The 22,416-nt window shown below is 71.6% G+C and carries 23 protein-coding genes and 1 pseudogene; 6 read left to right on the top strand and 18 right to left on the bottom strand.

What is annotated here, in order from left to right; genetic code table 11:
• Positions 1–80 precede the first annotated feature (80 nt).
• The 4 genes from ACWCPN_RS13550 to ACWCPN_RS13535 all read left to right on the top strand — a co-directional run bounded on the left by ACWCPN_RS13550 (position 81) and on the right by ACWCPN_RS13535 (position 3,837).
• Positions 81–395, top strand: a complete 315-nt coding sequence (locus tag ACWCPN_RS13550; RefSeq protein ID WP_199213300.1) for a hypothetical protein — start codon at positions 81–83, stop codon at positions 393–395.
• Between the two features lie 49 nt (positions 396–444).
• Entirely contained in the window at positions 445–735 is a 291-nt protein-coding gene (locus ACWCPN_RS13545; protein ID WP_451205065.1) for a hypothetical protein, read from the top strand.
• A 252-nt stretch (positions 736–987) separates the two neighbouring features.
• Positions 988–2,616 (top strand): alkaline phosphatase D family protein, encoded by a 1,629-nt coding sequence (locus ACWCPN_RS13540; RefSeq protein ID WP_451205063.1) that lies wholly within the window; start codon positions 988–990, stop codon positions 2,614–2,616.
• 495 nt (positions 2,617–3,111) lie between these two features.
• A complete protein-coding gene (locus ACWCPN_RS13535) occupies positions 3,112–3,837 on the top strand; it encodes an alpha/beta hydrolase family protein (RefSeq protein ID WP_451205060.1) in 726 nt (241 codons plus the stop codon).
• 175 nt (positions 3,838–4,012) lie between these two features.
• On the opposite strand, the gene ACWCPN_RS13530 is transcribed toward ACWCPN_RS13535, so the two are convergent.
• Entirely contained in the window at positions 4,013–5,089 is a 1,077-nt protein-coding gene (locus ACWCPN_RS13530; protein WP_451205058.1) for a winged helix DNA-binding domain-containing protein, read from the bottom strand.
• A gap of 25 nt (positions 5,090–5,114) precedes the next feature.
• Entirely contained in the window at positions 5,115–5,849 is a 735-nt protein-coding gene (locus tag ACWCPN_RS13525) for an alpha/beta fold hydrolase (RefSeq protein WP_451205055.1), read from the bottom strand.
• A 79-nt stretch (positions 5,850–5,928) separates the two neighbouring features.
• On the opposite strand from ACWCPN_RS13525, the gene ACWCPN_RS13520 reads away from it, so the two are divergent.
• Positions 5,929–6,903 (top strand): helix-turn-helix transcriptional regulator, encoded by a 975-nt coding sequence (locus tag ACWCPN_RS13520; protein ID WP_451205052.1) that lies wholly within the window; start codon positions 5,929–5,931, stop codon positions 6,901–6,903.
• 565 nt (positions 6,904–7,468) lie between these two features.
• On the opposite strand, the gene ykgO is transcribed toward ACWCPN_RS13520, so the two are convergent.
• The 14 genes and pseudogenes from ykgO to ACWCPN_RS13450 form a co-directional block, all read right to left on the bottom strand.
• Positions 7,469–7,591: a type B 50S ribosomal protein L36 gene (gene ykgO / locus ACWCPN_RS13515; protein WP_125191140.1), complete on the bottom strand. Its 123-nt coding sequence runs from the start codon at positions 7,589–7,591 to the stop codon at positions 7,469–7,471.
• 36 nt (positions 7,592–7,627) lie between these two features.
• Entirely contained in the window at positions 7,628–7,888 is a 261-nt protein-coding gene (locus ACWCPN_RS13510; protein WP_451205049.1) for a type B 50S ribosomal protein L31, read from the bottom strand.
• A gap of 50 nt (positions 7,889–7,938) precedes the next feature.
• Positions 7,939–8,103 carry a 50S ribosomal protein L33 gene (gene rpmG / locus ACWCPN_RS13505; protein ID WP_199213295.1) on the bottom strand — a complete coding sequence of 55 codons (165 nt, stop codon included), beginning with the start codon at positions 8,101–8,103 and terminating at the stop codon, positions 7,939–7,941.
• A 240-nt stretch (positions 8,104–8,343) separates the two neighbouring features.
• Positions 8,344–8,832 (bottom strand): GNAT family N-acetyltransferase, encoded by a 489-nt coding sequence (locus ACWCPN_RS13500; RefSeq protein WP_451205046.1) that lies wholly within the window; start codon positions 8,830–8,832, stop codon positions 8,344–8,346.
• A gap of 134 nt (positions 8,833–8,966) precedes the next feature.
• Positions 8,967–9,584, bottom strand: a complete 618-nt coding sequence (locus ACWCPN_RS13495) for a GAF domain-containing protein (RefSeq protein ID WP_392294042.1) — start codon at positions 9,582–9,584, stop codon at positions 8,967–8,969.
• Positions 9,547–10,170 (bottom strand): GTP-binding protein, encoded by a 624-nt coding sequence (locus ACWCPN_RS13490; protein ID WP_199213292.1) that lies wholly within the window; start codon positions 10,168–10,170, stop codon positions 9,547–9,549. The genes ACWCPN_RS13495 and ACWCPN_RS13490 overlap by 38 nt, the downstream gene beginning before the upstream one ends.
• Positions 10,148–10,534: a DUF742 domain-containing protein gene (locus ACWCPN_RS13485; RefSeq protein WP_199213291.1), complete on the bottom strand. Its 387-nt coding sequence runs from the start codon at positions 10,532–10,534 to the stop codon at positions 10,148–10,150. The genes ACWCPN_RS13490 and ACWCPN_RS13485 overlap by 23 nt, the downstream gene beginning before the upstream one ends.
• Positions 10,535–10,537: 3 nt before the next feature.
• Entirely contained in the window at positions 10,538–10,930 is a 393-nt protein-coding gene (locus ACWCPN_RS13480; protein ID WP_199213290.1) for a roadblock/LC7 domain-containing protein, read from the bottom strand.
• A 74-nt stretch (positions 10,931–11,004) separates the two neighbouring features.
• Complete coding sequence (locus ACWCPN_RS13475) at positions 11,005–12,474, bottom strand: ATP-binding protein (RefSeq protein ID WP_451205042.1); 1,470 nt, start codon at positions 12,472–12,474, stop codon at positions 11,005–11,007.
• A gap of 272 nt (positions 12,475–12,746) precedes the next feature.
• A pseudogene (locus tag ACWCPN_RS13470) lies at positions 12,747–12,989 on the bottom strand (DUF504 domain-containing protein); the annotation flags it as partial.
• A gap of 212 nt (positions 12,990–13,201) precedes the next feature.
• Positions 13,202–17,647 carry an nSTAND1 domain-containing NTPase gene (locus ACWCPN_RS13465; protein ID WP_451205039.1) on the bottom strand — a complete coding sequence of 1,482 codons (4,446 nt, stop codon included), beginning with the start codon at positions 17,645–17,647 and terminating at the stop codon, positions 13,202–13,204.
• Positions 17,644–17,994: a CU044_2847 family protein gene (locus ACWCPN_RS13460; protein WP_451205037.1), complete on the bottom strand. Its 351-nt coding sequence runs from the start codon at positions 17,992–17,994 to the stop codon at positions 17,644–17,646. The genes ACWCPN_RS13465 and ACWCPN_RS13460 overlap by 4 nt, the downstream gene beginning before the upstream one ends.
• Before the next feature lie 462 nt (positions 17,995–18,456).
• Positions 18,457–18,783: a WhiB family transcriptional regulator gene (locus ACWCPN_RS13455; RefSeq protein ID WP_451205035.1), complete on the bottom strand. Its 327-nt coding sequence runs from the start codon at positions 18,781–18,783 to the stop codon at positions 18,457–18,459.
• 287 nt (positions 18,784–19,070) lie between these two features.
• Positions 19,071–19,439 carry a hypothetical protein gene (locus ACWCPN_RS13450; RefSeq protein WP_451205033.1) on the bottom strand — a complete coding sequence of 123 codons (369 nt, stop codon included), beginning with the start codon at positions 19,437–19,439 and terminating at the stop codon, positions 19,071–19,073.
• A 105-nt stretch (positions 19,440–19,544) separates the two neighbouring features.
• Here ACWCPN_RS13450 and sigJ point away from each other — a divergent pair, with 105 nt between their 5' ends.
• Complete coding sequence (gene sigJ, locus ACWCPN_RS13445) at positions 19,545–20,444, top strand: RNA polymerase sigma factor SigJ (protein WP_451205031.1); 900 nt, start codon at positions 19,545–19,547, stop codon at positions 20,442–20,444.
• 124 nt (positions 20,445–20,568) lie between these two features.
• Here sigJ and ACWCPN_RS13440 read toward each other — a convergent pair whose 3' ends face one another.
• Positions 20,569–21,522 carry a MerR family transcriptional regulator gene (locus tag ACWCPN_RS13440; protein WP_451205029.1) on the bottom strand — a complete coding sequence of 318 codons (954 nt, stop codon included), beginning with the start codon at positions 21,520–21,522 and terminating at the stop codon, positions 20,569–20,571.
• 212 nt (positions 21,523–21,734) lie between these two features.
• Positions 21,735–22,268 carry a 2'-5' RNA ligase family protein gene (locus tag ACWCPN_RS13435; RefSeq protein WP_451205027.1) on the bottom strand — a complete coding sequence of 178 codons (534 nt, stop codon included), beginning with the start codon at positions 22,266–22,268 and terminating at the stop codon, positions 21,735–21,737.
• Between the last annotated feature and the right edge of the window lie 148 nt (positions 22,269–22,416).

Genomic DNA, 22,416 nt, shown 5'->3' with positions numbered 1-22,416 from the left:
CCCCGTGCCGTGCCGACGGAGCACACGACCCACGGCACGGCAGCCCCTGCCACCCTTGTGACAAAGGGAGTTGGTGTTCGGTGAAAACCTTGGACAGGACCCTCGCCGTGACGGTGGCCGCCGTCGCCGCCGTAGCCCTGCAGCAGTCCGCGGCCAGGGCCGACGTCCCACCGCAGCACGCGATCATCGTGTGCCAGAGCGCGAGCTTCTACGCGAACTACGACAGCGCATCCGGACCGGCCGGCTACCTGCGAACCCTCACCTACGGCAACAAGGTCGGCCACACGCAGGGAGCGCATCCCGTCTACAACGGCTGGGCCGCCACCTTCGACTACGGCCCCAACGACTGGGGTTACGTGCGCTACGAGTGCATCGGCGGCTACGACTCCTGGTGAGCGGTGACGGCCGCCCTTCTCGGCAACGGCAGTGAAAGGACTCTCCTCGATGCCCGTCTTCCTTGGCGGCCGTGCGGCCGCCGTCATCACAGCGGCCGGTACCGCGCTGCTGCTCGGCGCCGGACCGGCGCTCGCCTACTCGAACGGCACCGTAGGTGTGCGCGAGACAGTGTGCGCCACCGACCTCTACGTCCGCACCGAACCGGTCGGCGCCTGGATGGGCACCCTGTACAAGGGCCAGACCTTCCTGGTGGAGAGCAAGAAGAGCGGCTGGGCGTACGGCTTCGCCTACGGAGACGTCAACCGCCGCGGCTGGGTCCAGGACGGCTGGTTCTGCTGACGTCACCCGGGTCCGGGCCCTCGGGGACGGGGGCCCGCCCTCATGGAACGGGGCCCCTGCCCCGCCGTCCCGTACACCAGTACCTCGGGGAAGGACGCTCGTGCCCGCCCATGACCGCGTCGCCCGGGGCGGAGGATGCTGCGGGGCGCCACTTCGGCCCCGGTGCCAGGTTGGCACGGACACGGGGCCCGGCTGCCCCCGTTGCGCTACGGTCGTTCCTTGCCCTATGCACGAGATCAGGAAGGCGATCAAGTGGCCGAACTGCGTCTGGGACCGCTGCTGAGGTGTACCGACGGCTCGTTCGCGACGGTCTGGGTCGAGACCAGCGCGTCCTGCACGGTACAGGTGCGCTGCTCCGACGGGGCGGTGGGCACGGCGCCCACCTTCCAGGTGGCCGGGCACCACTACGCGCTCGTCACGGTGACCGGCCTGCGTCCCGGCGCGTCCCCGTCCTACGAGGTGCTCCTGGACGACACCTCGGTGTGGCCCCTTGCCGACTCCCCCTTCCCGCCCTCGGTCATCCGCTCGCCCGCCACCGGCGCCGCCGTCCGCGTCACCTTCGGATCGTGCCGCTGGGCCGCGCCACCGGCCCGAGGCACGGATCCGATCGGCCCGGACGCCCTCGACACCCTCGCGACCCGTCTGGCAACCGACCCCGACGCCGAACGCCCCGACGTCCTGCTCCTGTTGGGCGACCAGATCTACGCGGACGAGACCTCCGAGCAGACCCGGCGCTGGCTCGCCGGCCGCCGTGACCTCGACCAGCCGCCAGGAGCCCAGGTCACCGACTACGAGGAGTACTGCCACCTCTACTACGAGTCCTGGCTCGACCCCGAGATCCGCTGGCTGCTGTCCACCGTGCCTAGCCTGATGATCTTCGACGACCACGACGTCGTCGACGACTGGAACACCTCCGCCGCCTGGCTCGCCGACATGCGCACCACCGACTGGTGGCAGGAACGGCTGCTGAGCGGCCTGATGTCCTACTGGGTGTACCAGCACCTGGGCAACCTCTCCCCCGCGGAACTGGCCGACGACCCCGCCTGGGCCGCCGTCCACGCCGCGCCGGACGGCACGCCGGCACTGCGCGCGCTGGCCGAGCGGGCCGACGCCGATTCAGCCTCGGTCCGCTTCAGTTACCGTCGCGACTTCGGCCGGGTCCGGGTCGTGATGGTGGACTCCCGGGCCGCGAGAGTCCTCGCCGAGGAGCGCCGCGCCATGCTCGACCCGGCCGAAGCCGCCTGGCTGCGCGAGCAGGTCCTGTCCGACGAGCAGACCTACGACCACCTCCTGATCGGCACCTCCTTGCCGTGGCTCCTGCCGCACCTGGTCCATGACACCGAAACCTGGAACGCCGCGCTGTGTGCCGGGGAACGCGGCAAGCGCTGGGCCCGTCTCGGCGAGCGGCTGCGTCGCGGAGCCGACCTGGAGCACTGGGCGGCCTTTCCCCGCTCCTTCGCCGACCTCGCCGACCTCATCGCCGAGGCCGGGGCGGCCCCGGCAGCCCCGGCGACCGTGTGCGTCCTGTCGGGCGACGTCCACCACGGCTACCTCGCCAAGGCGTCCTGGCGGTCGGGCGGCCCACATCTCCCCGTCGTCCAGCTCACCTGTTCCCCCGTGCACAACTCCGTGCCCCTGATGATGCGGATCGGCTTCCGCTTCGGCTGGAGCTCTCCGGCCCGTCTGCTGGGACGCCTGCTCACCCGGCACGGCCGCTGTCCCCGGCCTCCGGTCAGCTGGCGCAAACAGGGCGGCCCCTGGTTCGGCAACCAGCTGATGACCCTGATTCTGCGCGACCGCTCGGCCCACCTCCGTCTGGAGCGCACCACCTCCGACGCGACGCTGCAGACCGTGCACGAATCCGTCCTTACCGACGACTAGGGGGCGTCTGCCCGGTCTTCGTGGATCAGGCCGCGGCGTCCGGTGCGGTGCCTCGGCGTGCGGTCGAGTCGCCCTCGTACCGGGCGTACGTGGGCGGTTCGGCCGTGCGGCGAGGTGCCGTGCCGGGCGTCGCGGACCCGCGAAGATCGGGGAGACTGCCCCCTAGTACCTGTCCGGCCGAGAGGACTTGTCCCACCGATCATGTGCGGAGTCGGCTGCGCTGACGTGGCCACCCTGCGAGGTCCGCCGCGACGGGCGGCCCAGCGCGCGGGTCAGCGGCTGGGCGGTGACGTCTCGGAAGTAGGCGAGCGGGGCCCCTTCAAGAACGGGCGACCTCCTTACGATGTCACCATGATGATCTCCGGACAGGGACGGCCACACATACGCGTCCTGCACGACGAGTCGCGACACGACCTGCGGGATCCGACTCGCCCGCGCCCTGTCCGTCTCTACCTGTGGGAGCCGAGCCGCCGACGGAGTGCACCGCCTCCGCTGGTGATCGTCTCCCACGGCACCGGTGGCTCGGGCAGCACCATGGAGTGGCTGGTACAGCCGCTGCACGAGGCTGGTTTCCGGGTCGTCGCTCTTGATCACCACGGCAACAACCATGTCGACGGCTACGAGCCGGAGGGCTTCCTCCACATATGGGATCGGCCTCGGGACGTGTCCTTCGTTCTCGAAGCACTTTCCCAGGAACAAGTGCTCGGTCCGGTCGGTGTGGCGGGTTTCTCCCTCGGCGGCTACGCGGCAGCGGCCCTCGCCGGGGCCCGTCTCGATCCGCAGATCGTTTGGGGCGTACTGACGGGACGGATCCCTCTGCCGGAGATCCCTGAATTCCCCGGTGCGCTCGAGGCGTTGTGGAAGAAGCATCCGCTGGACGAGTCGTCACGACGTGTGCTGGACGCCGCCGCGGCGGACCTCTCGGAGCCCCGGGTGCGGGCCGTCTTCCAGGTTGCCCCTGGAGCCGGCGGTCTCGTGACCTCGGAAAGCCTGGCAGCCGTGCGGCTGCCCGTCGGCATCCGCTGGGGTGGAGCGGACACCGTCAACCCGTACAACGTGGACACCAGGCCGTACTTGGAGCACATCCCCACAGCGAGTGGCGGCTCGGCCGGCCCCGATGTCCGCCACGACGACTTCTTCGCCCCGGAACCTGCCGATCCGACCGTCCGCGTTCGCGTCGGCAGGGAGGCGGCCGCCTTCTTCCAGCAGCACCTGCGCTGATCCCTCCCCGATCAGGCGTCGGCGCAGAGCACGGAGCCACCGGCGAGGGCAACGGACGGCTGCGCCGTGGCAGGAAGTTGCCGACGTGATCGGCGATGTACGCGGGGGCCTCCCACGGGGTTGCCGGGGAATGTGCCGCGCCGCGCGGCTCCAGGATCAGTACGGCGGCGGTCGGTCATGTGGTGGGCTTGAGGAAGCGGACGACGGCTTCCTTCTCCATGTCGACTCTCCGCTGGATCTCCGGGGGGACCGGTTCGAACGCACTCACCTGGACGGAGCGCGCGCCGGAGCCACGGCTCCAGGTGGCGATGGCCAGGCCGTCGGCGATGACGGTCGGTCGGATGACGCCGCCTCCCGGCCAGACGCGAGCCTGGTGGGCGGCGGGGACGGACACCTCGCGGGCGCGGTAGCCGACGAGGTAGTTGTCGTAGGCGGGCAGCATGCGAACGTCAGGAGAGTCGGACGGCCCCGGGAGTTCCCGCGGCCGGCCGGCGATCACGGTCAGCACGCCGTACTCGGTGATCACGCCGGATTCAGCCAGCCGTTTCCAGGCCCTGCGTGCCCAGGAGATCGGCAGCCCCGACCATGCGGCGAAGTCTTCCTCGGCGGCGGGGGCGTGCGCGGCCAGGTAGCGACGGGCCAGCTCGGCGAGAGCGGCGTCCCCCTCCCCCTGGAAGCGCCCGGCGGGAGGCAGCCAGTCGTCGAGCAGCACATAGGTCGCCACACCGGCGCGCTGCGGGCCGTGGCAGAGGATGCCGGTGAGTGCCGCATGGCGGATCAGGTGGAACGGCGCCTGCCCGTCCGGCCGGACACCGAGAGTGGTGAGGTGCCCGGTCAGGTCGGCCCGGGTAAGCGGGCCGTGTACGGCGAGAACGCGCCGGATGAGATGGTCGGCGCGCCGGCGCAGATCGTCGTTCAGGCCCAGCTGCCTGTAACGGCGGCTGCTTGCGGCGAGGATCCGCGGCGACAGCAACCGCGCCACCCAGCGGGCGTCGTCGCTGGGGATGGTGTGCAGGGTGCCGCGCATGTACCAGCCGCGGACGATGCTCCGATCCTCCTCGTACGCCGTGCGAATGGCCCCGGCCGTGATGTCCCGCGCACGCACCCGGACGCCCAGGTCGGCGGCCGTGGCGTCCTGGGACTGGATGGCGAAGACCCGTTGGACGACCGCCTCGGCGGAGGCCTCCCGGGCTCCGTCGGCCAGGGCTTGGGCATGGGCCCGCAGCCGGTTGATGTCTTCATGGTCGAACATCGGGCTCGCCTCTCGTCCGGCGCGGTCAGGAAGCGGCCGTGTCGAGGATGCCGGCGAGTTCGTCCGGTGCGGACAACATCGGCCAGTGACCGGTGGGCAGGTCGAAGCGCCGCCAAGGCGGCTGGTTCAGGAAGGCCAGCATCGGCTCGCCGGCATCCACCAGTCCCATGAAGTCACGGCAGGCGACCAGGACGCGGTCCACACCGGGGCCGGGCTCGGCCGGGCCGGCCAGGCGCTGGGTGTAGGTGCCGAACGGCTGCGGGGTGGCACGGGCGCGCAGCGCGTCCCGCGGTCCGTCACCTAGCCCGTCGAGGCTGCCGGACCGGCCGAGAACCTCGAAGGCCGGCATCGGCAGTCGCCACCCGTCGCCGGAAGCGACGACCTCGTGGTGCAGCTGGTCCGCCGCCTGCGGTGGCATGAGGTCGAGCATGCGCATGCCCACGGCGAACGGGGCGCTGTCCACGTAGATCACGCGCTCCAGCCGGTCGCCGAGTCGTGCGGCCGCCCCGGTGACCGGCGCCGCCGCGTAGCTGTGGGCGACCAGCGTGACGTCACGCAGATCGTTCCGCTCGACGAATCCGGTGATGTCCGCGATGTGAGTGTCCAGGTCGGTCTCGGGGCCCCCCTGGTCCGCGCGCTCGGCCAGGCCGGTCAGTGTCAGCGGCAGCGCCGTGTGGCCGCGCTCCCGCAGCGCGCGGGCGGTGTCTTCCCAGACCCAGGCCCCGAGCCAGGCGCCGGGAACAAGTACGCAGGTGGCCATGTCATCTCCCATAAATAGGCACTGCCGGGAGCGTAGAGTCGATACAGGACAGAATCCGCCCTGAAATGTTGAGTGATCGATGTCGCATCCCCTGACGCGTGTGCTGACGCTGCTGGAACTGCTCCAGTCCCACGCGCTGCTCACCGGCGCGGAGCTGGCCGGCCGCCTGGACACCGACGTCCGCACGGTGCGTCGGTACATGTCCCACCTGCGCGACCTGGGCATACCGGTGGAGGCGGAGCGCGGTCGCCACGGCGGCTACCAACTGGCCCGCGGCTACCGGATGCCACCCCTGGTGCTCACCAACGACGAGGCACTCGCCGTGGTCCTCGGCCTGCTCGCGGCAGAACGTCTGGGCATGGCCGCGGCCGAGCCGGCCGGGGCCGGTGCTCTGGCGAAGATCGAGCGGGTGCTTCCTCACGCGCTGCGCGAACCCCTCGCCGCCATGCGGGAGACCTTGTCCTTCACCGCGAACACCGTGATCGGGCAAGCACCGGTAACCGGCGTCCTGCTCGCACTGGCCCAGGCTTCCCGCGCTCGCACGACCGTCGGTATCCGCCACCGGTCGTGGCGTGAGGAGCACACCGAACGTGACATCGATCCATACGGCGTGGTCTTCCACAGGGGCCGCTGGTACGTCGTCGGCCACGACCACCTCCGCGACAGCATGCGTACCTTCCGCATCGACCGCATCACCTCCGTCACCCCCCGAGCCGGCGACTTCACCGCACCGGACGGCTTCGACCCCGTGACCCACCTGACCTCGACCCTGGCCCAGGGGCCCTATCGCTGGCCTGTCGAGCTGACCATCCACGGCCCCCTCGATGAGGTCGCCCGCAGGCTGCCGCGCTCCGCTGTGACCCTCACCGCCCAGCCCACCGGCGTGCTGATGCACGCGCGGACGGAGCGACTGGACGGCATGGCGCACCTGCTTGCCTCCCTGGAGTGGCCGTTCACCATCCACCAGCCCGACGAACTACGGCAGGCACTCAGGAATCTGGCCGCCCAGCTCGCCGAATCGGCGGAGCGAACACCAGGCGGTGATGGCGGCTAGCCGCCGGGGAAGAGCCTTGTCCGCCGGAGACCGTTGGTGCTCTCGTGGGACTTCGGGTCCGAGGTGATGTGAGAGCCGTGCGCCCGGTGTGGTCCCCGTCGTGGTCGAGGGGTTGCCGCCGCGCCCGACCACGCCCGGGTGCGCCAGGTGTCCGGACCCGCCCCGGCGTCGCACAACTCCGTTTGGCAGACCGCGGGTTCATGAGGAGAGAGGCAGCGGTGAACGCGTCGGTCACCTTGAGGCTGCTGGCCGCCTGTCCTGTCCCGCCGACTCGTGCAGCCCCGCTGACCGGAAAGCGGCCGCTCACGGCGCCCGCTTTCCGGCTCGGACGGGTCCTGGATCTCGGGCCCGTCCGTCGCCCCCCCCGTCCGTCGCTTCCTTCCCGTCCGAGGAGCGGTCTCGTCCGGTGGCGAGTGCCGGGGTGCGGAACCGGCGGGTTTCCGCCGCCCGGCCCCGCACCCGCAGGGACGGACCATCGCGGGCCGGGCGCTGGGCCCGGCTGGTCAGGGAGCCGCGCGTCGAGCGTGCGGCGCCCCCGCCCCCCGCAGAGGGCGGAAGCGGGTCGTCAGCCCTGCCGGGCCTTGAAGCGGGGGTCCTTCTTGTTGATGACGAAGGTCACGCCCCGTCGGCGCACCACCTGGGCGCCGGGCCTGGCCTTCAGTGAACGCAAGGAGTTGCGCACCTTCATGAGGGGCTCCTCTCAGAGATCGAACGGGCCCGCGACTCAGACGCGGGCCGCAGTGGTACGGCCGTAGCGGCGCTCGAAGCGTCGCACGCGGCCCGCGGTGTCGACGACGCGCGCGTTGCCGGTGTAGAACGGGTGGCTCGCCGACGAGGTCTCGACGTCGACGACCGGGTAGGTGATGCCGTCCTCCCACTCGACCGTCTGCCGGGTGTCGATGGTCGAGCGGGTGAGCAGGTGGAACCCCGACGCACGGTCGCGGAAGACGACGGGGCGGGAGACGGGGTGTATGCCGGGCCTCATGGAATGTCCCTCCTTGGGAGGTCTCCGTCGCCGGGCGGCGGAGGTGGGCGTCAGCGCTCCTCGCGGAACGGGACGTGCTTGCCGATCACGGGGTCGTACTTGCGCAGGACCAGCCGGTCGGGATCGTTCAGACGGTTCTTACGGGTCACGTGGACGGCTCCGGTACCGGCCGTCGACCTCAACGTGACGACGGGCCGCACGGTGCTGCGTGCCATGAGAGGGCTCCTTCCCTTGTCCCACATCCCGAGTCGATTGACTCCGCCATGTCAGACAGCCTGGTAAACCACGCCACCCCGCAGCGCATTCCCGGTGGAAACGGCGCCTGAGTGGGTCCGCCTCACCCTCTTGTTCGCCGCGTCGCGGGTGCAGCGGCAGCCCTCCGACCCGACCGATAGAGAGCGCTTTCTACGACTCCGGACGTGAGGGAGCCGCCGGGAGTGGACCGGAGCACTTCGTTATTCCGAGGAAATGCGGAACTCGAATTCGGGACGGTCCCACGGCACGGCGGGCGGGTTCGCGAGCGCGGTCCCGGTCCGCACCGCGCCCACGCGGTGGTAGAAGTCCTCGGCGGGACGATGCGACACGACCTTGAGACGGTCGAGCCCGGCGGCCCGGGCCTCGGACCGCATGTGCTCGACGAGCTGTCGTCCTATACCCCGTCCCTGCGCCTCGTCGGCGACGAACAGCAGATCGAGCTCCGGTGGATCGAGGACGAGCGAGTAGAACCCGAGAACCCGGCCTCCGTCCTCGTCGGCGCCGACGGCCACGAAGGCGCGGTGGGCCTCGAGGTAATCGGGGCCGACCCGGTAGCCCGCGACCGCGGACGCGTACTGGCCCTGGTAGGCGCCCGAGCTGCGCACGAGCCGCGTGAGCCGTTTGGCATCCCTCGCGACGGCCCTCCGTATCGTGATCGGCCGGCCGGTCGGGGAAGTGCGTGAACTCATCGGGAGAGTATTTCGCACCAGAGGATGCCGTCGTGCGGCGGGGCGGCCGCTCGGGCAGGCGTACCCGCACCGCTCACCGGAACCACTCCCCCGGGCACGATCGGCCGAACGTCCCTCGCCCTCCTCCCCCCGTCTCAGCGGGCCTGGTGCTTCGCCGACCTCTCCAGTCGCTCGACCAGTTCGGCAGCCATGGCCTTGATGGTTTCCAGCCCCTCGCGCCCCCACGGCTGCGGGTCCTGGTCGACCACGCAGATCGTGCCCAGGACCACGCCGGTGCTGTCTATCAGCGGCGCGCCCAGGTAGGAGTGCACGCCGATCGCGTCGACCACCGGGTTGCCGGCGAACCGCGGGAAGTCCCGGATGTCCTCCAGCACCAGCGCCCGACGGCGCTTGACCACGTGCGGGCAGATGCCCATGTCGATGTCACGGGGCATGACGCGGCCGGGCACCGGCTCCTCCAGCAACGGCGGCCCCACGTGGACCGTGGTCTCCTGCGCGGCGCTGTACAACCCGGCGAAGTACTGGCGGTCGGCGTCGAGGAAGAAGTTGACCCCGGCATAGCAGCCGCCGGTGCGCTGGGCCAGCCGACGTGCGAAGGCGTCGAGTTCGGCGTCCGGACGGGCAACGATGCCCAGCTCGCGCAGCCGCTCGGACCGGGTACGCACCTGTGGATCCTCCGGGGGGAGGAGCAGATGACGCAGGGCGATCCCGGACTCAGGCCCGGACGGTGGGTTGGTCGGTGTCGCTGACATGGGAACTCCTTGTCGTGATCAGATGCTGAACCAGATCGAGCAGCACGCGTATGCCCGAGTTCTGGACGCGGGCGTCGCACAGCACCACCGGCACCTCCTGCCTGAGGTCGAGCGCGGTCCGCACCTCCTCCCCGCGGTAGCGGTGAGCTCCGTCGAACTCGTTGACGGCGACGACGAAGGGGATGCCGCGCCGCTCGAAGAAGTCCACCGCCGCGAAGGAGTGCTCCAGCCTGCGGGTGTCCGCCAGGACCACCGCCCCGAGCGCTCCCTCGGACAGTTCGTCCCACAGGAACCAGAAGCGCTCCTGCCCGGGCGTGCCGAACAGGTACAGGATGTGGGCCGGACTGAGCGTGATCCGGCCGAAGTCCAGGGCCACCGTGGTGGTGGCCTTGTTCTCCACTCCGTCCAGCCGGTCCGTGGCCGCGCTGACGGCGGTCAGCATCTCCTCGGTGCTCAGCGGCTCGATCTCGCTGAGCGCGTTGACGAAGGTGGTCTTGCCCACGCCGAACCCGCCGGCGATCAGCACCTTGACGCCCACCGGCAGGACGTCGGCGGGGAGCGGGTCACAGTCGTTTGAGGAGGCCATCGCGTATCGCTTCCAGGAGGTCTCGATCAGGTCGTGCGGAGTGGCCCGCGGGCGTCGGCCGCGTATCACCTGCGACCACCGCGCCTCCCTCGGCCAGATCGGACAGCAGTACTTTGACCACGGCGGCGGGCACCTGCATCCGGGCCGCGACCTCGGCAACGCTCACCGGCTGTTCGCACAGCGCCAGCACCTGCGCGTGCTCGAGCCCGAAAGCGCCCTCCGTCTGGGCGCCGGTGGCCCGCACCGTGGTCACCAGTGTGAAGTGGGAGGTGGCCCTGGTCCGGCCGTCGCTCACGGTGTAGGGGCGGACCAGCCGCCCGGCCGCTTCGTCGAGCTGCGGTCCGTCCGGGAGGACCGGCGTCATCGGTCACCCCACCGATTGCCGGGGCGGTGTGGCCAGGTGCGGACGGACGCTCTTCACCAGCATCCCCATCTCGTAGCCCAGAACCGCCGCGTCCGCGTCGCGCCCGGCCAGCACCGCCAGCACCGCGCCGTGGCCGGCGGACGAGACGAACAGCAGCGAGCTGCTGAGCTCCGTGACGATCTGCCGCACGTCACCCCCGTCGTCGAAGTGCCGGCCCGCGCTGCGCGCCAGCGAGTACAGCCCGCTGGCAAGCGCGGCCAGCTGGTCCGCGGCGTCCTTGTCGAGCCCCTCCGCTGCCTTCACCAGCCCGTCCGAGGACAGCAACAACGCGCTTCGGGTGTGCGGCACCCGGTTCACCAGCCCCGTCAACAGCCAGGAAAGGTCTTCGCTCGCCACGATCGTGTACTCCTCTTCGGCAGAAGGAAACGTTTTGCTGCACAGGCCTCGGGCCCTCGGGGCGGCCTCGGCCATCAGGGCGTCTCGGCTTCCTCGGCCCTGCGTAGTCCGGTCTGGAATGCGGCCATGAGGCCGGGGTCGTGGGCGATGTCCTCGGCGGCACCGGCGCCACGGACCGGCTGCGGCGCTCCGGCGGCGTGGTCCTGGCGGCGGCGTTGAGGCAGCCGCGGGCGGTCGTCCTCGCCGTCGGAGGGGGCCGGGGCGGGCTCGGGTCCGGCATCGGGTGCGCTCGGTTCCGCCACGGCGATCGCCTCCGGCGCCCGGGGGTCCACCGCGCCGGTCTCCACCGGATCGTGCGGCTCCTCGTCCGGGGCCGGGGCGGTGTGGAGGGCCGGGGCCGGCGTCGCCGACCGCGGACCGAGCAGGGCCTCGGGCAGCACCATGACGGCCTGGGTGCCGCCGTAGACGTTGCTCTGCAACTGCACGGCGATGTCGTGCCGCTGAGCCAGGACGGAGACCACGTACAGGCCGATGCGGCCGTCTTGCAGCAGCTCGCCGAGCGCGACCTTGTCGGGCGCGCTCAAGACGGTGTTCATCTGGCCGCGTTCGGCCGGGGACATGCCCAGGCCCCGGTCCTCGACCTCGATCGCCACCCCCGCGGCGACGGGCTCCACCCGCACGTGCACGGTGGTCTGGGGCGGCGAGAAGACCGTCGCGTTCTCGAGCAGTTCGGCCAGCAGGTGGACGACGTCGACCACGGCGTGGCCGCTGACCGATCCCTCGACGGGCGGGACCAGCTTGACCCGGGCGTACTGGTCGATCTCGGCGACGGCGGAACGCAGCACGTCGGTCAGGCTGACGGGGCGGGTCCACTGGCGGTGGGGGTTCGCGCCGCCGAGCACGGCCAGGTTCTCGGCGTAGCGGCGGATCCGGGTGGACAGGTGGTCCACCCGGAACAGCCCCTTGAGCAGGTCGGGGTCCTCGACCTCGTTCTCCAGGTCGTCCAGCAGGCCGATCTCGCGGTGCACCAGGGACTCCAGACGGCGCGCCAGGTTGGCGAACACCGCGAACTGCTCCAGCCGCGAGTGGTGTTCCGCACCGATCGCGGAGGCGGCGGTCTCCAGCAGGGCCGCCTCCGCCTCGTGCCGGGCCACGGCGATCTCGAAGCCGAGGCGGGAGAGTTCGTCCGGACCGGTCTGCGGCGGGAGTTCCGGCCGGCGTCGCGCAGGCCGCTCCCCGGCCCGCAACCGACGGAACAGCGACTCCAGTTCCGCCCTGCCCTCGGCGGTGGCACGAATCAACTCGGCCAGCTCGGCTCGGTTTCGGTCGGCTGCGCGGGACAGCTCGGCCCACTGCTTGGTGACTGCTCGTGCCTCCGCCGAAGCCCGTACGCCCGCGATCGCGGCCGCCATGGTGCCGATGAGCACCACCCCGCCGAACGCCGCTCCCTGGTATGCCCGTTCCAGGTGGCCGTCGCCGACCAGCGCGGTGGCCACCGCACCGGTGACGGCGACCACGCCCGACGGCAGCACGGACGACAGCATCAGACGCCGTCTCAAGGACCCGGCCGGCGGCTCGGCCGTCGCACGGGGCGTCACGGCAGGCGCCGGCCGGTCGTCCGGCGGCGTGGAAGGATCAGGCATAACAGTCCCCGGACAGTACGATGATCAGGCCGAGCGGGCACGTTATCGCGCACCAGTACCCCGGCGTCAGCCCTGGCGCGTACAGAAATCGAACCGTTGTACTTTGAACGCTTTACCAGGAGTCCGTGTCGGGCCTACGAGCGCCGAGCCCAGGTAGGTCAGCGGTTCTGCTCCCGCACCCGGCCGGCGCCCGAGGCGTCGATGCGGTCCAGGCCCGTGGCCCGGTCCCAGACCAGCCAGCCGTCCGCCTCGATGAACTGCACCCGGTGCCACGGGATGTCGCCGCCGGGCACGAAGGACGTCAGGGGGACGCGTTGGCAGGTGCCCCCGCGCTGCCTGATCCCCAGCACGAACCGGTCCGGGTCGAACCGCGGGTCCCAGCGGACCCGGTGATAGATCTCGTCACTGGTTCGCATCACGCCTCCTCTCCTGCCGTCACGCCTCTGCCTCCAGGATGCCGCGCGCCCGTCCTCGACAGCCCTTTCTCACTCAGCGCGACATGTCGCGTGCGGTGCGTGAGGGAGACGGTGAAGCATGGCGGACGGGTTCCCGCTCGGACTCCGGTCCTGGCTCTGGTGGTGGCGTCCGCACCGTGGTTCAGGTGAAGCGCATCCCATGCGGGCGGGGATCAGGTCGGGCATACACGGCTGGTCGCTCCAGGGGGAAGGTAGGTGATCCGCTCGCTCCTGGTGAGGTCCCGCCCCAGGACCTTGCAGATCCTGGCGGTGGCCTCGGCCGGGCCGGGCAGGTCCGCGTCCCACAGGCGCGCGGTGTGGTCCTCGCCGATGGTGGCCAGGGTGGTGCCGTCGGGGCTGAACGACACCGAGAGCACGGTGCTGGTGTGACCGGTCAGGGTGTCCAGGGGGCGGCCGGTGGCGGTGTCCCACAGGCGGGCGGTGCCGTCCCTGCTCGCGGTGGCCAGCATCGTGCCGTCAGGGCTGAACGCCGCTGCGGAGACGTTGGCGGTGTGACCGGTCAGGGTGTGCAGGGAGCGGCCGGTGGCGGTGTCCCACAGGCGGGCGGTGCCGTCCCTGCTCGCGGTGGCCAGCATCGTGCCGTCAGGGCTGAACGACACCGCGAGCACGGTACTGGTGTGACCGGTCAGAGCGTGCAGGGGTCGGCCGGTGGCCGTGTCCCACAGGGTGGCCCGGTCGCTGGCGGCGGCCAGGGTGCGGCCGTCCGGGCTGAACACGATCTCGTACACGACACCGGTCATGGGGAGGGTGCGCCGCGGTTCGCCGGTGGCGGTGTCCCACAACTGCAGGGGGCATGCGAGCCCACCCGTGGCCAGGGTGTGGCCGTCCGGGCTGAAGGCCATCGCGAACAACGAACCGGCGCCGACGCCGACGGTGTGCAGGGGGTGGCCGGTGGCCGTGTCCCACAGTTGCACGGTGCCGTCCTCGTCGGCGACGGCCAGGGTACGGCCGTCGGGACTGAACACCGCTTTGTACGAGTCCCTGTGCAGGCCGGAGAGGGTACGCAGCGGATGGCCGCCGGTGGGATCCCACAGCTGTACGGCACCGTCGCTGCCGGCGGTGGCCAGGGTCGCTCCGTCGGGACTGAACGCCACCGCGTTCACGCTGTGCCGGCCCGCGAGGGTGCGCATGGTGTGGCCGGTGGCGGTGTCCCGCAGTTGCACGCTGCCGTCCTCGTCGGCGACGGCCAGGATGCGGCCGTCGGGACTGAACACCGCTTTGTACGAGTCCTTGTGCAGGCCGGAGAGGGTACGCAGCGGATGGCCGCCGCTGAGGCCCCACAACTGCACGGCTCCGTCGCTGCCGGCGGTCGCCAGGGTCGCTCCGTCGGGACTGAACACCACCGCGTTCACGCTGTCCAGGTGGGTGAGGGTGCGTGAGAGGTGGCCGGTGGCGGTGTCCCACAGGCGGGCGGTGCCGTCGCTGCCGGCGGTCGCCAGGGTCGTGCCGTCGGGACTGAAGGCGGCGGCGTTCACGGAACCTGTGTGGGTGAGGGTGTACAGGGAGCGGCCGGAGTCGGTGTCCCACAGGCGCGCGGTGCCGTCCTCGCCCGCGGTGGCCAGCTTCTTGCCGTCAGGGCTGAACTCCACGGCCCGCACGTTCCCCTCGTGCGTGAGGGTGTGCAGGCGGCGGCCGGAGTCGGTGTCCCAAAGGCGCGCGGTGCCGTCCTCGCCTGCGGTGACCAGGACCGTGCCGTCAGGGCTGAAGGCGGTCACGTTCACCGGGCCGGGGTGGGTGAGGGTGTGCAGGGAGCGGCCGGAGTCGGTGTTCCACAGGCGGACGGTGCCCTCGCTGCCGGCGGTGACCAGTCTCCTGCCGTCCGGGCTGAACACCACGGCACGCACGTCCTCGTTGTGGGCGAGCGTGCGCAGGGAGCGGCCGGTGGCGGTGTCCCACAGGCGCGCGGTGCCGTCGCTGCCCGCGGTGACCAGCATCGTGCCGTCAGGGCTGAACACCGCGGCACGCACGTTCCCCTTGTGGTTGAGGGTGCGCAGGGGACGGCCGGTGGCGGTGTCCCACAAGCGGGCGGTGCCGTCCCTGCTCGCGGTGACCAGCATCGTGCCGTCGGGGCTGAAGGCGGTCGTGTTCACCCAGTCCGTGTGGGTGAGGGTGTGCAGGGGGCGGCCGGTGGCGGTGTCCCAGAGGCGGGCGGTGCCGTCCTCGCCCGCGCTGGCCAGCTTCTTGCCGTCAGGAGTGAACGCCACCGTCCGCACCCACTCGGTATGGCCGAGGAGGGCGCGTGGCAAGGGGGCGGTCGCGAAGGCGCGGACGGCCGCGGTGGCTTCCGGCGTGTGGCTGGTCCGGTAGGCGTGGGCGGCCAGGAGCATGGCGACGTCGGGGTGCGTGTCCGTGAGGTGATCGGATTCGGTGACGATCTCGCGGGACTCGGCCTCGTGCTGGCGGGACTCTGCTTCTCGGCGCGCGGCGGCGGCGTCGTACCACTGCCGGCTCGCCACCCCGGCGGCGACGAGGACGAGGGCGAGCAGCCCGGCCAGAACGGAGGTGCGGCGGCGGGCACGGCGGCGGCTGGCGGCGAGGTAGCGGCGGATGTGCGCGGGCAGGCCTCGGTGGCGCGCGTAGTCGAGGCCGATGGCCAAGTCACCGCCGTGCAGCAACTCGTCGGCCTGGCGGGGCCTCTGCTGACGTTCGGACTGGTCCGCTGCGCCGCGGAGCCAGCGTGTGTGGCGGTCCTCGGTGCGCTGGAGCCAGCGGTGGAAGTCCTGGTCCTCGGTGACCCAGGCGTGCAGGTGGGGCCAGTCGCGGACGAGGGAATCGTGGATGAGTTCCGCGACCGGTTCGGGCGGCCGCACCGGATCACGGTGTTCTCCCGTGGCGTGGCCCTGACCCGGCTCGACGGGTGGGAGGCCCGGCCGGGGGACGCGGATGGTGATGAACCGGTGGTGGGCGAGGGCGGCCAGCGCCGTGTCGAAATCGTTCTGGTCCGGGACGGGGTCGGGTCCCGTGGCCAATTCGCGGAGGGTGGACAAGGGCAGGCGGCGGCGGGCGGCGGGCGTGGCGTGGTCGGGGTCGGCGGGCTGGACCAGGGTGGTCAGGATCCTCTGGGCGGCGTCGCGGTGCGGCAGCTTGCGGAACTCGGCGGTGCACCAGGTGCTCAGGGCGCCGGTCACGGTGCCGATGCGCTCGTAGGCCTCGTGGGTGAGGACTCCGTAGGCGCGGCTCTCCCACAGCTGGCGCAGAGTCAGCTGCAGGGCGGGCAGACAGGTGACCGGGGTGCTCCGGGCACTGCGGGGCTGCGTGCCGTCGGCGGGCGGGATGAGGTCGCCGATCAGCCGGGCGGTCAGGCCGTTCTCGATTCGGGGGCCGCGCTCGCCGTGCTCGATCATGGCGCGAAGGTCGTGCTCGCTGAGGGTGGCGGGGATGTTCAGGGGCGGGGAGGCGGCCTCCAACAGGGCCGGGGCGCGCGAGGCGAGGGGGGCGTAGAAGTCGTCGCGCATGGCCAGGACCACGGTGAGTGGGGCCCAGGACGAGGCCAGTCCGGCCAGTTGGTCGGCTGCCGCGTCGATACCGCCCCCGTCGCCCGGGGCGGTGGCGGGGGTGAGGAGTTCTTCGAACTGGTCGATGACCAGCAGGACTCGGGTGTGGTCGGGGTGGCGGGCCAGGAGGCGGTCGGCCGCGGCCTCCATGCCGTACGCGGCGGCGCCGGTCAGCCCGTGGTGCTCGGCGGCGCGCAGCAGGTCGTCGCCGGGGTTGGGGATCAGGACGGGCAGCCAGCGGTCGCTGCCGGGGACCGTGCCTCCCTCGGCCAGCGCGGGCAGCACCCCGGCTTGCAGGAGGGACGACTTGCCCGATCCGGACGGCCCCAGCAGCAGTAGCGTCCGGGCGGGCCCGCGTAACGCCGTGAGTACGGCGTCCAGGGCGGTGGTACGACCGCCGAACACCGCGGCGTCGTCGGCGGTGAACGGCTCCAGGCCCGGGTAGGGGCACACCGCGTGCTCGGCCAGCTCGGGGTGCAGGGCGCGCAGGGTCCGGGCGGGGGTGGCGTAGGCGATCTCCTGCCCGCGGGAGTGCCGGTCGGGGTGGGTGATGGCCGTGGTCATGCCGATCACCAGCCCGGTGATGTCGTCGACGACGGGGCCGCCGCTGAATCCCTCGGTCAGGTCGTTGGCGTCGTACAGCTGGAGCAGCGGTGCCGCCCCTTGGGTGGAGGAGTCCTCCAGCAGGCGGCCGACCTTGAACGTGCCGAAGTGCCCGCCAGGTCTGGCCTGCTGGGGGAAGCCGTAGGTGCTGCCGCGGTGGTCGGCGCAGTCCTCCGCGATGCCCAGCGCGAGCGCGGCCACGTCCGGCGGGGTGCCTTCCAGCCGCAGGAACGCCACGTCCTCCGCGTCCGGGTTCCGCCAGGTGCTGGTTTCCACGGCCCCCTGCAGGTGGCCGAGTTCGGGCCGGGCCGGGAAGGCAAGCGGCACCCGCTGCCCGGGGCCGAACCCGGCCTTCTCCACGACGTGGGCGCACGTGGCCAGCAGTTGGGGACCGATGAGGAAGCCCGCTCCGGCCACCGCTCCGCTCGCACTGCGGACTTCGGCGACCGCGTGGTGGAACCCGTGCGCCGACCCGCCCGGCGGGCGCACCGCGTCCGTCACGTGCCGGCGCTACCAGGGCCGGCACCGTCCGGTGCGGCAGAGGCGTGCCAGGTCACCGTGACGGTCAGGTGGCAGCCCGTCTCGCTCTTGGCGATCACGGCACCGGCCTCCGCGGCCAGATCGACGCCGAACTCGATCACCACCTCGTCCGGACCGGCCTGGCGCAGCTGCTCCAGCGCCGCTCGCGCGAGGCCCGCCACCGGACGCAGCGCCTGCTGGACCGTGTGCGGCAGATCCTGCACGGCGTCCGCCAGCCGCCCCACCTTCACCGGCCCGTCCGGCTCCCGTCCCCCCTCCACCAGGACGGAGCCCCCGCCCTCCAGCGGCAACCGTGCCACTACCCCCACTGCGAGCCTCCTCGCTCCCCCCGGCCACAGACCGTTGACAAGCACCGCCAACCCAGCCAGGAGCCACCTACGCTAGACCAACGGCCTTTGCGCCGGACCGGTTTCGGTGGATGCGCGCAGTCGACGCGAAGTTCGGGGAAGGTGGCTTCCACGTCGCGGGCGGGGTGGTCAGGGGGAGTCCGGCCGGTGCTTGAGCCCCAACCGGAATCCAACGCAGATTTCGCCGGACTCAACGGCGACGACGGGCTCTTCATCGGGTTCCGACGCGTCGGTGACTACCGGACGCCGCGCCGGCCCGAGCAGACCGTGCCGCAACGGTTCCACCTCGACTTCCCGCACCGAGGTGCAGCCCTCCTCCAGCAACCAGGGGCCACGTCGCCCCAACCGCGGGGAGTTCGGGCGAAGGGGTGTCGGGACGTGCCGTTCGCGCGGACGGCCGTGTCGCCTGGGCGGCGTGGTCGGTCAGCCGGCCGCGGTCCAGTGCTCGCCACCGCCAGGGCTCGCTCGCCGCTCATGCTGCGTGCGGGCCGCCTCCAGCAGTCGGCGCCAGGACGACACGGTGGGCCTTCGCCGCAGCAGGGCGCGTCGTTCGCGGTCCGTCATCCCACCCCAGACACCGTGTTCGATACGACGGTCCAGCGCGTGGGCAAGGCACTCCACGCGCACGACGCAGCCGACGCAGATCACCTTGGCTTCGTTCTGCGCCGCGCCGTTGACGAACAGGACGTCCGGGTCAGAGGTCCGGCAGGCCGCACGCGCCTCCCAGGCTTCCTCATTGGCTGCGAGCACCGTCGCCGTCCTCTCCTCGTTCCAACCTGCCGCATGCCCCTTGGGCCGCGCTGATTCAGTGACGCCGGGGCAGTTGTGCAAGGTATGGAGCGTCGTGATCCTTAGTAACCCCGTTGGGCAAGAGAAAACGTGGCTGCCGAGGAAGAAGGTGCGTCGTCGCGGTGGTGTCCAGGCTCCGCCGACGGATGCGCCGTACGCCGCTGCTCACGTAGCTGTCGCAACCCGCCGGCCCGGTGATCCTTCCCGGTCGCGGCACTGGTCCATCCCGCGCCGCCGTGTACTGGCCCTCAGCGGCGAGTCAGCGCCAGCACGCTCAGGCCGAACATCGCGACCCCCAGCGGCAGATGGACCGAGGGGACGTGCGCTATGCCGAGCACCACCTGGACCGAGGCGAGGACGAGGAATCCCGACGCGTGCCAGACAGGCCGCGGCGAGCCGCCGCCCGGCTTCCACGCCAGCACCGCCGCGAGCACGTAGAGCATCGACGCCCCGTACATCACACGCGCTCCGACACCGTGCAGCGTCTGTCCGTAGGACGAGGTCAGCAACAGTCCGGCGGAGACGGCCTGAAGGAAGATGGTCAGGGTCTGCAGAGCGATCGCGATCCGCAGGAACGAAGCGCCGCGTCGTCCGTTCGGTGCTACCTGAGTGGCCATGTCACGGTCCCCTCTTTCCGCCCTGGCGGGCAGCGGGTCGATAAGGTCTCACCAGCCCGACGACGTGGGCCTGCGAAAGGTAAGGCGAGGGGGGCGGCGGGAGGCATGGAGACCGTGGGGGCCGAGGCCGCTGAGGTCGACGGTGAACGACGCCAACTACTCAATGTCGCCTATCGCTTGCTGGGTTCGGTGAGCGAGGCCGAGGACGCCGTGCAGGACGCCTACGCACGCTGGTACGGGCTGCCGCGCAGCCGGCGGGCGGAGATCCTGTCCCCCGGTGCCTGGCTCACTACGGTCACCGCACGTATCTGCCTGGACCTGCTCGGCTCGGCGCGGGCCCGCCGTGAACGCTATGTCGGCGCGTGGCTGCCCGAGCCGCTGCCCGAGCGCGCCGAGTGGGAGCCCGCGGGCGGCGCCGACCCCGCCGACCAGATCGTTCTGGACGAGTCGGTGGCCATGGCCTTCCTCGTGGTCCTGGAGTCGATGACTCCCGCCGAGCGGGTGGCGTTCGTCCTGCACGACGTCTTCCGGTACCCGTTCGCCGAGATCGCCGAGGTGCTCGGCCGGACCCCTGCGGCCTGCAAGCAACTGGCGGCCTCCGCTCGGCGGAGGGTGAGCGCCGCACGCGCTCCGATGACGACGACCGGGCATGCCGAGGTGGTGCGGTCTGTCAAAGAGGCGTGGGAGAGCAAGGACATCGCAGCCCTCGTCGGTCTTCTCGACCCAGCCGCCGTGATGACCGCCGACGGCGGCGGCATGGTCGGCACCGTCCTGCGCCCGGTCGAGGGCGGCGCGCGCATCGCCGAGTACATGGTCGCCATCAGCGACAGGGCTCCAGGTCTCGAACTCCTCGAGCGGTCGGTCAGCGGTGGGCCGGGGCTGGTGGCTCGACGTGACGGCGTCGTCGCGACCGTGGCCGCGTTCGAGGTCTCCGACGGGCGGGTGACCCGGATCTGGGTGGTCCGCAACCCGGAGAAGCTGCGGCCGTGGGTGCGGGAGGGCTAGCGCGCACTGGGAGCGCGCCTCAACTCCCACACGAACACCCAGCCCGCCACCGGGGCCGAGAGCGCCCCGCTGCAGGGGAAGGGTCGTATGCGCAGGGAACCTCCGAAGGCTTTCGGGTGGACGTTCACACGGGGTTGTCGCTGAGCCAGGCAAGGACCTGGTCTGCGTGCTGGTCGGGCGGGAAGACCGGGTAGAAGACGTGCTCGATCACGTCGTCCCTGATGATCAGCGTCAGCCTCTTGTACAGCGTCAGCCCGCTGGTGATGAACGTGGGCAGCTCCAGGGTCCGGGCGAGGCTTCGCGTGACGTCGGACAGCATCTGGAACGGCAGGTGGAGCCGTTCGGTGAGCTCACGCTGGTAGTCGGTGTCCTGACTGGAGAGGCCGTACACCCGGGCCGCACCGGCCGCGAGCAGGCTGCTGTGATGATCGCGGAAGCCGCACGTCTCGGCGGTGCAGCCGCGGGCGCCGGGAATGGAGTCCCAGCCCTCGGGCAAATCGGTGTCGGGGCGGCCCGTGAGCGGATAGACGTAGAGCACCGTGCGGCCCGCACCCAGTGCACCGAGGTCGACCGTCGCACCGTCTGTGGCTGGCAGTTCCAGATGCGGCACTCTCGTACCGGGCAGATGCTCCGCGGCGCCGTCGTCCTCAGGAGCGGGCAGGCCGGCAGGCAGGCTCGTGTGGTCGGTCATCGTTCCTTCTCCTTCGGTGGCCGGTGAGAGGCGGCCGCGATGGGCGGCCTCGTGCAGGCGCGCCACCAGTGCCGACCGGCGGGCGATGAGGCCGTCGATCCGCTGTGTCAGATCGGTGATGGCGTCCCGGTACCCGGCCAGCGCGGCCGGGCAGTCGTCCACATGCCGGTGCCCCAGGGTCAGGCATTCCAGGAACGGGCGGGTCCCCTCGGCAGGGATGCCGAGGCGGCCCAGCGCCCGGATCTCCTGTGTGAGTCGTACGTCGTGATCGTCGTAGTCCCGGTAGCCGTTGGTCAGCCGCACCGGCGCGAGCAGACCCAGCGATTCGTAGTAGCGCACCGCCTTTGTCGTCACACCCGCCCGACGGGCCAGCTCACCTATTCGCATGCCTCTCACCTCGAAGAAACGGTAAACCTTGCCCTGGAGGGCAAGGTCAAGCGATCTTCCTTCACCCGCGTCCCGCGAGCGTCCTCGTCCGCTCCGGAGGTCGGGGGCCGTGCCCGGTCGCGGACGACATCCACGACAGGCCCGCACACTGGCAGCGCCCTGCACGATCGCCGGCACCGTCTCGGCCTCTCCCCCACTCCGGGCCACCGGCTTCAGACGCGGGGCCGCAGGATCTCCAGGGCGCCGGTCTCGGTGTCGTAGCTGCGCAGGGTGATGAGTTGGACCGACAGCGGCGGCGTCGGCAGCAGTTCGGGGACGCGACGGCCGGTGAAGGCACCGGGACGCCGGGTGCGGCCCAGGGTGACGTGCGGGCTCCAGCGCGCGGGGGCGTGGAAGGGGTTGAGGGCCTCGGGCGGACTGTCGGAGGCCACCGCGTCCCACACCCGGCGGTGCAAGCCGGCCAGCGCGGGGTCGAGGTCCAGCGCCCAAGCCAGTACCGAGGTGGGCCGTTCGAAGCGGATCAGGCCGGTGAACCGCACCGGCAGCGGCAGGGCGGCGGCCAACTCGGCGAGTTCCCAGCGGATCGGGGCGGTCAGCTCCGGGCAGGCAGCCAGGGTGAGATGCGGGCTGTTGGTCGGTGAGCGGTGGCGCGCCTGACTGGGCAGTCCCGCGTCGGCGAGCCGCCGCCAGGCCTCCCGGACGGCCAGCTCTGCCGCCTCGTCCAACAGAACCTCGACCGTGCGCATCGCCGCAGCTTACCGGCGTTCGCCTGCGCCCCTCGCGCACGCCGCCGAAGCCGCCCCGCGGCCGCGTGCCGCCGATTTCGACGGCGATCCCGCTCTCATACTGGCGCCGCCCGGCTGCGGCACCCACCTCGCCTACACCGACGCTTCA

The sequence above is a fragment of the Streptomyces sp. NPDC002386 genome (assembly GCF_053593175.1).
The sequence above is the reverse complement of the archived record's forward strand: the minus strand, read 5'-3'. Positions and strand labels throughout refer to the sequence as shown.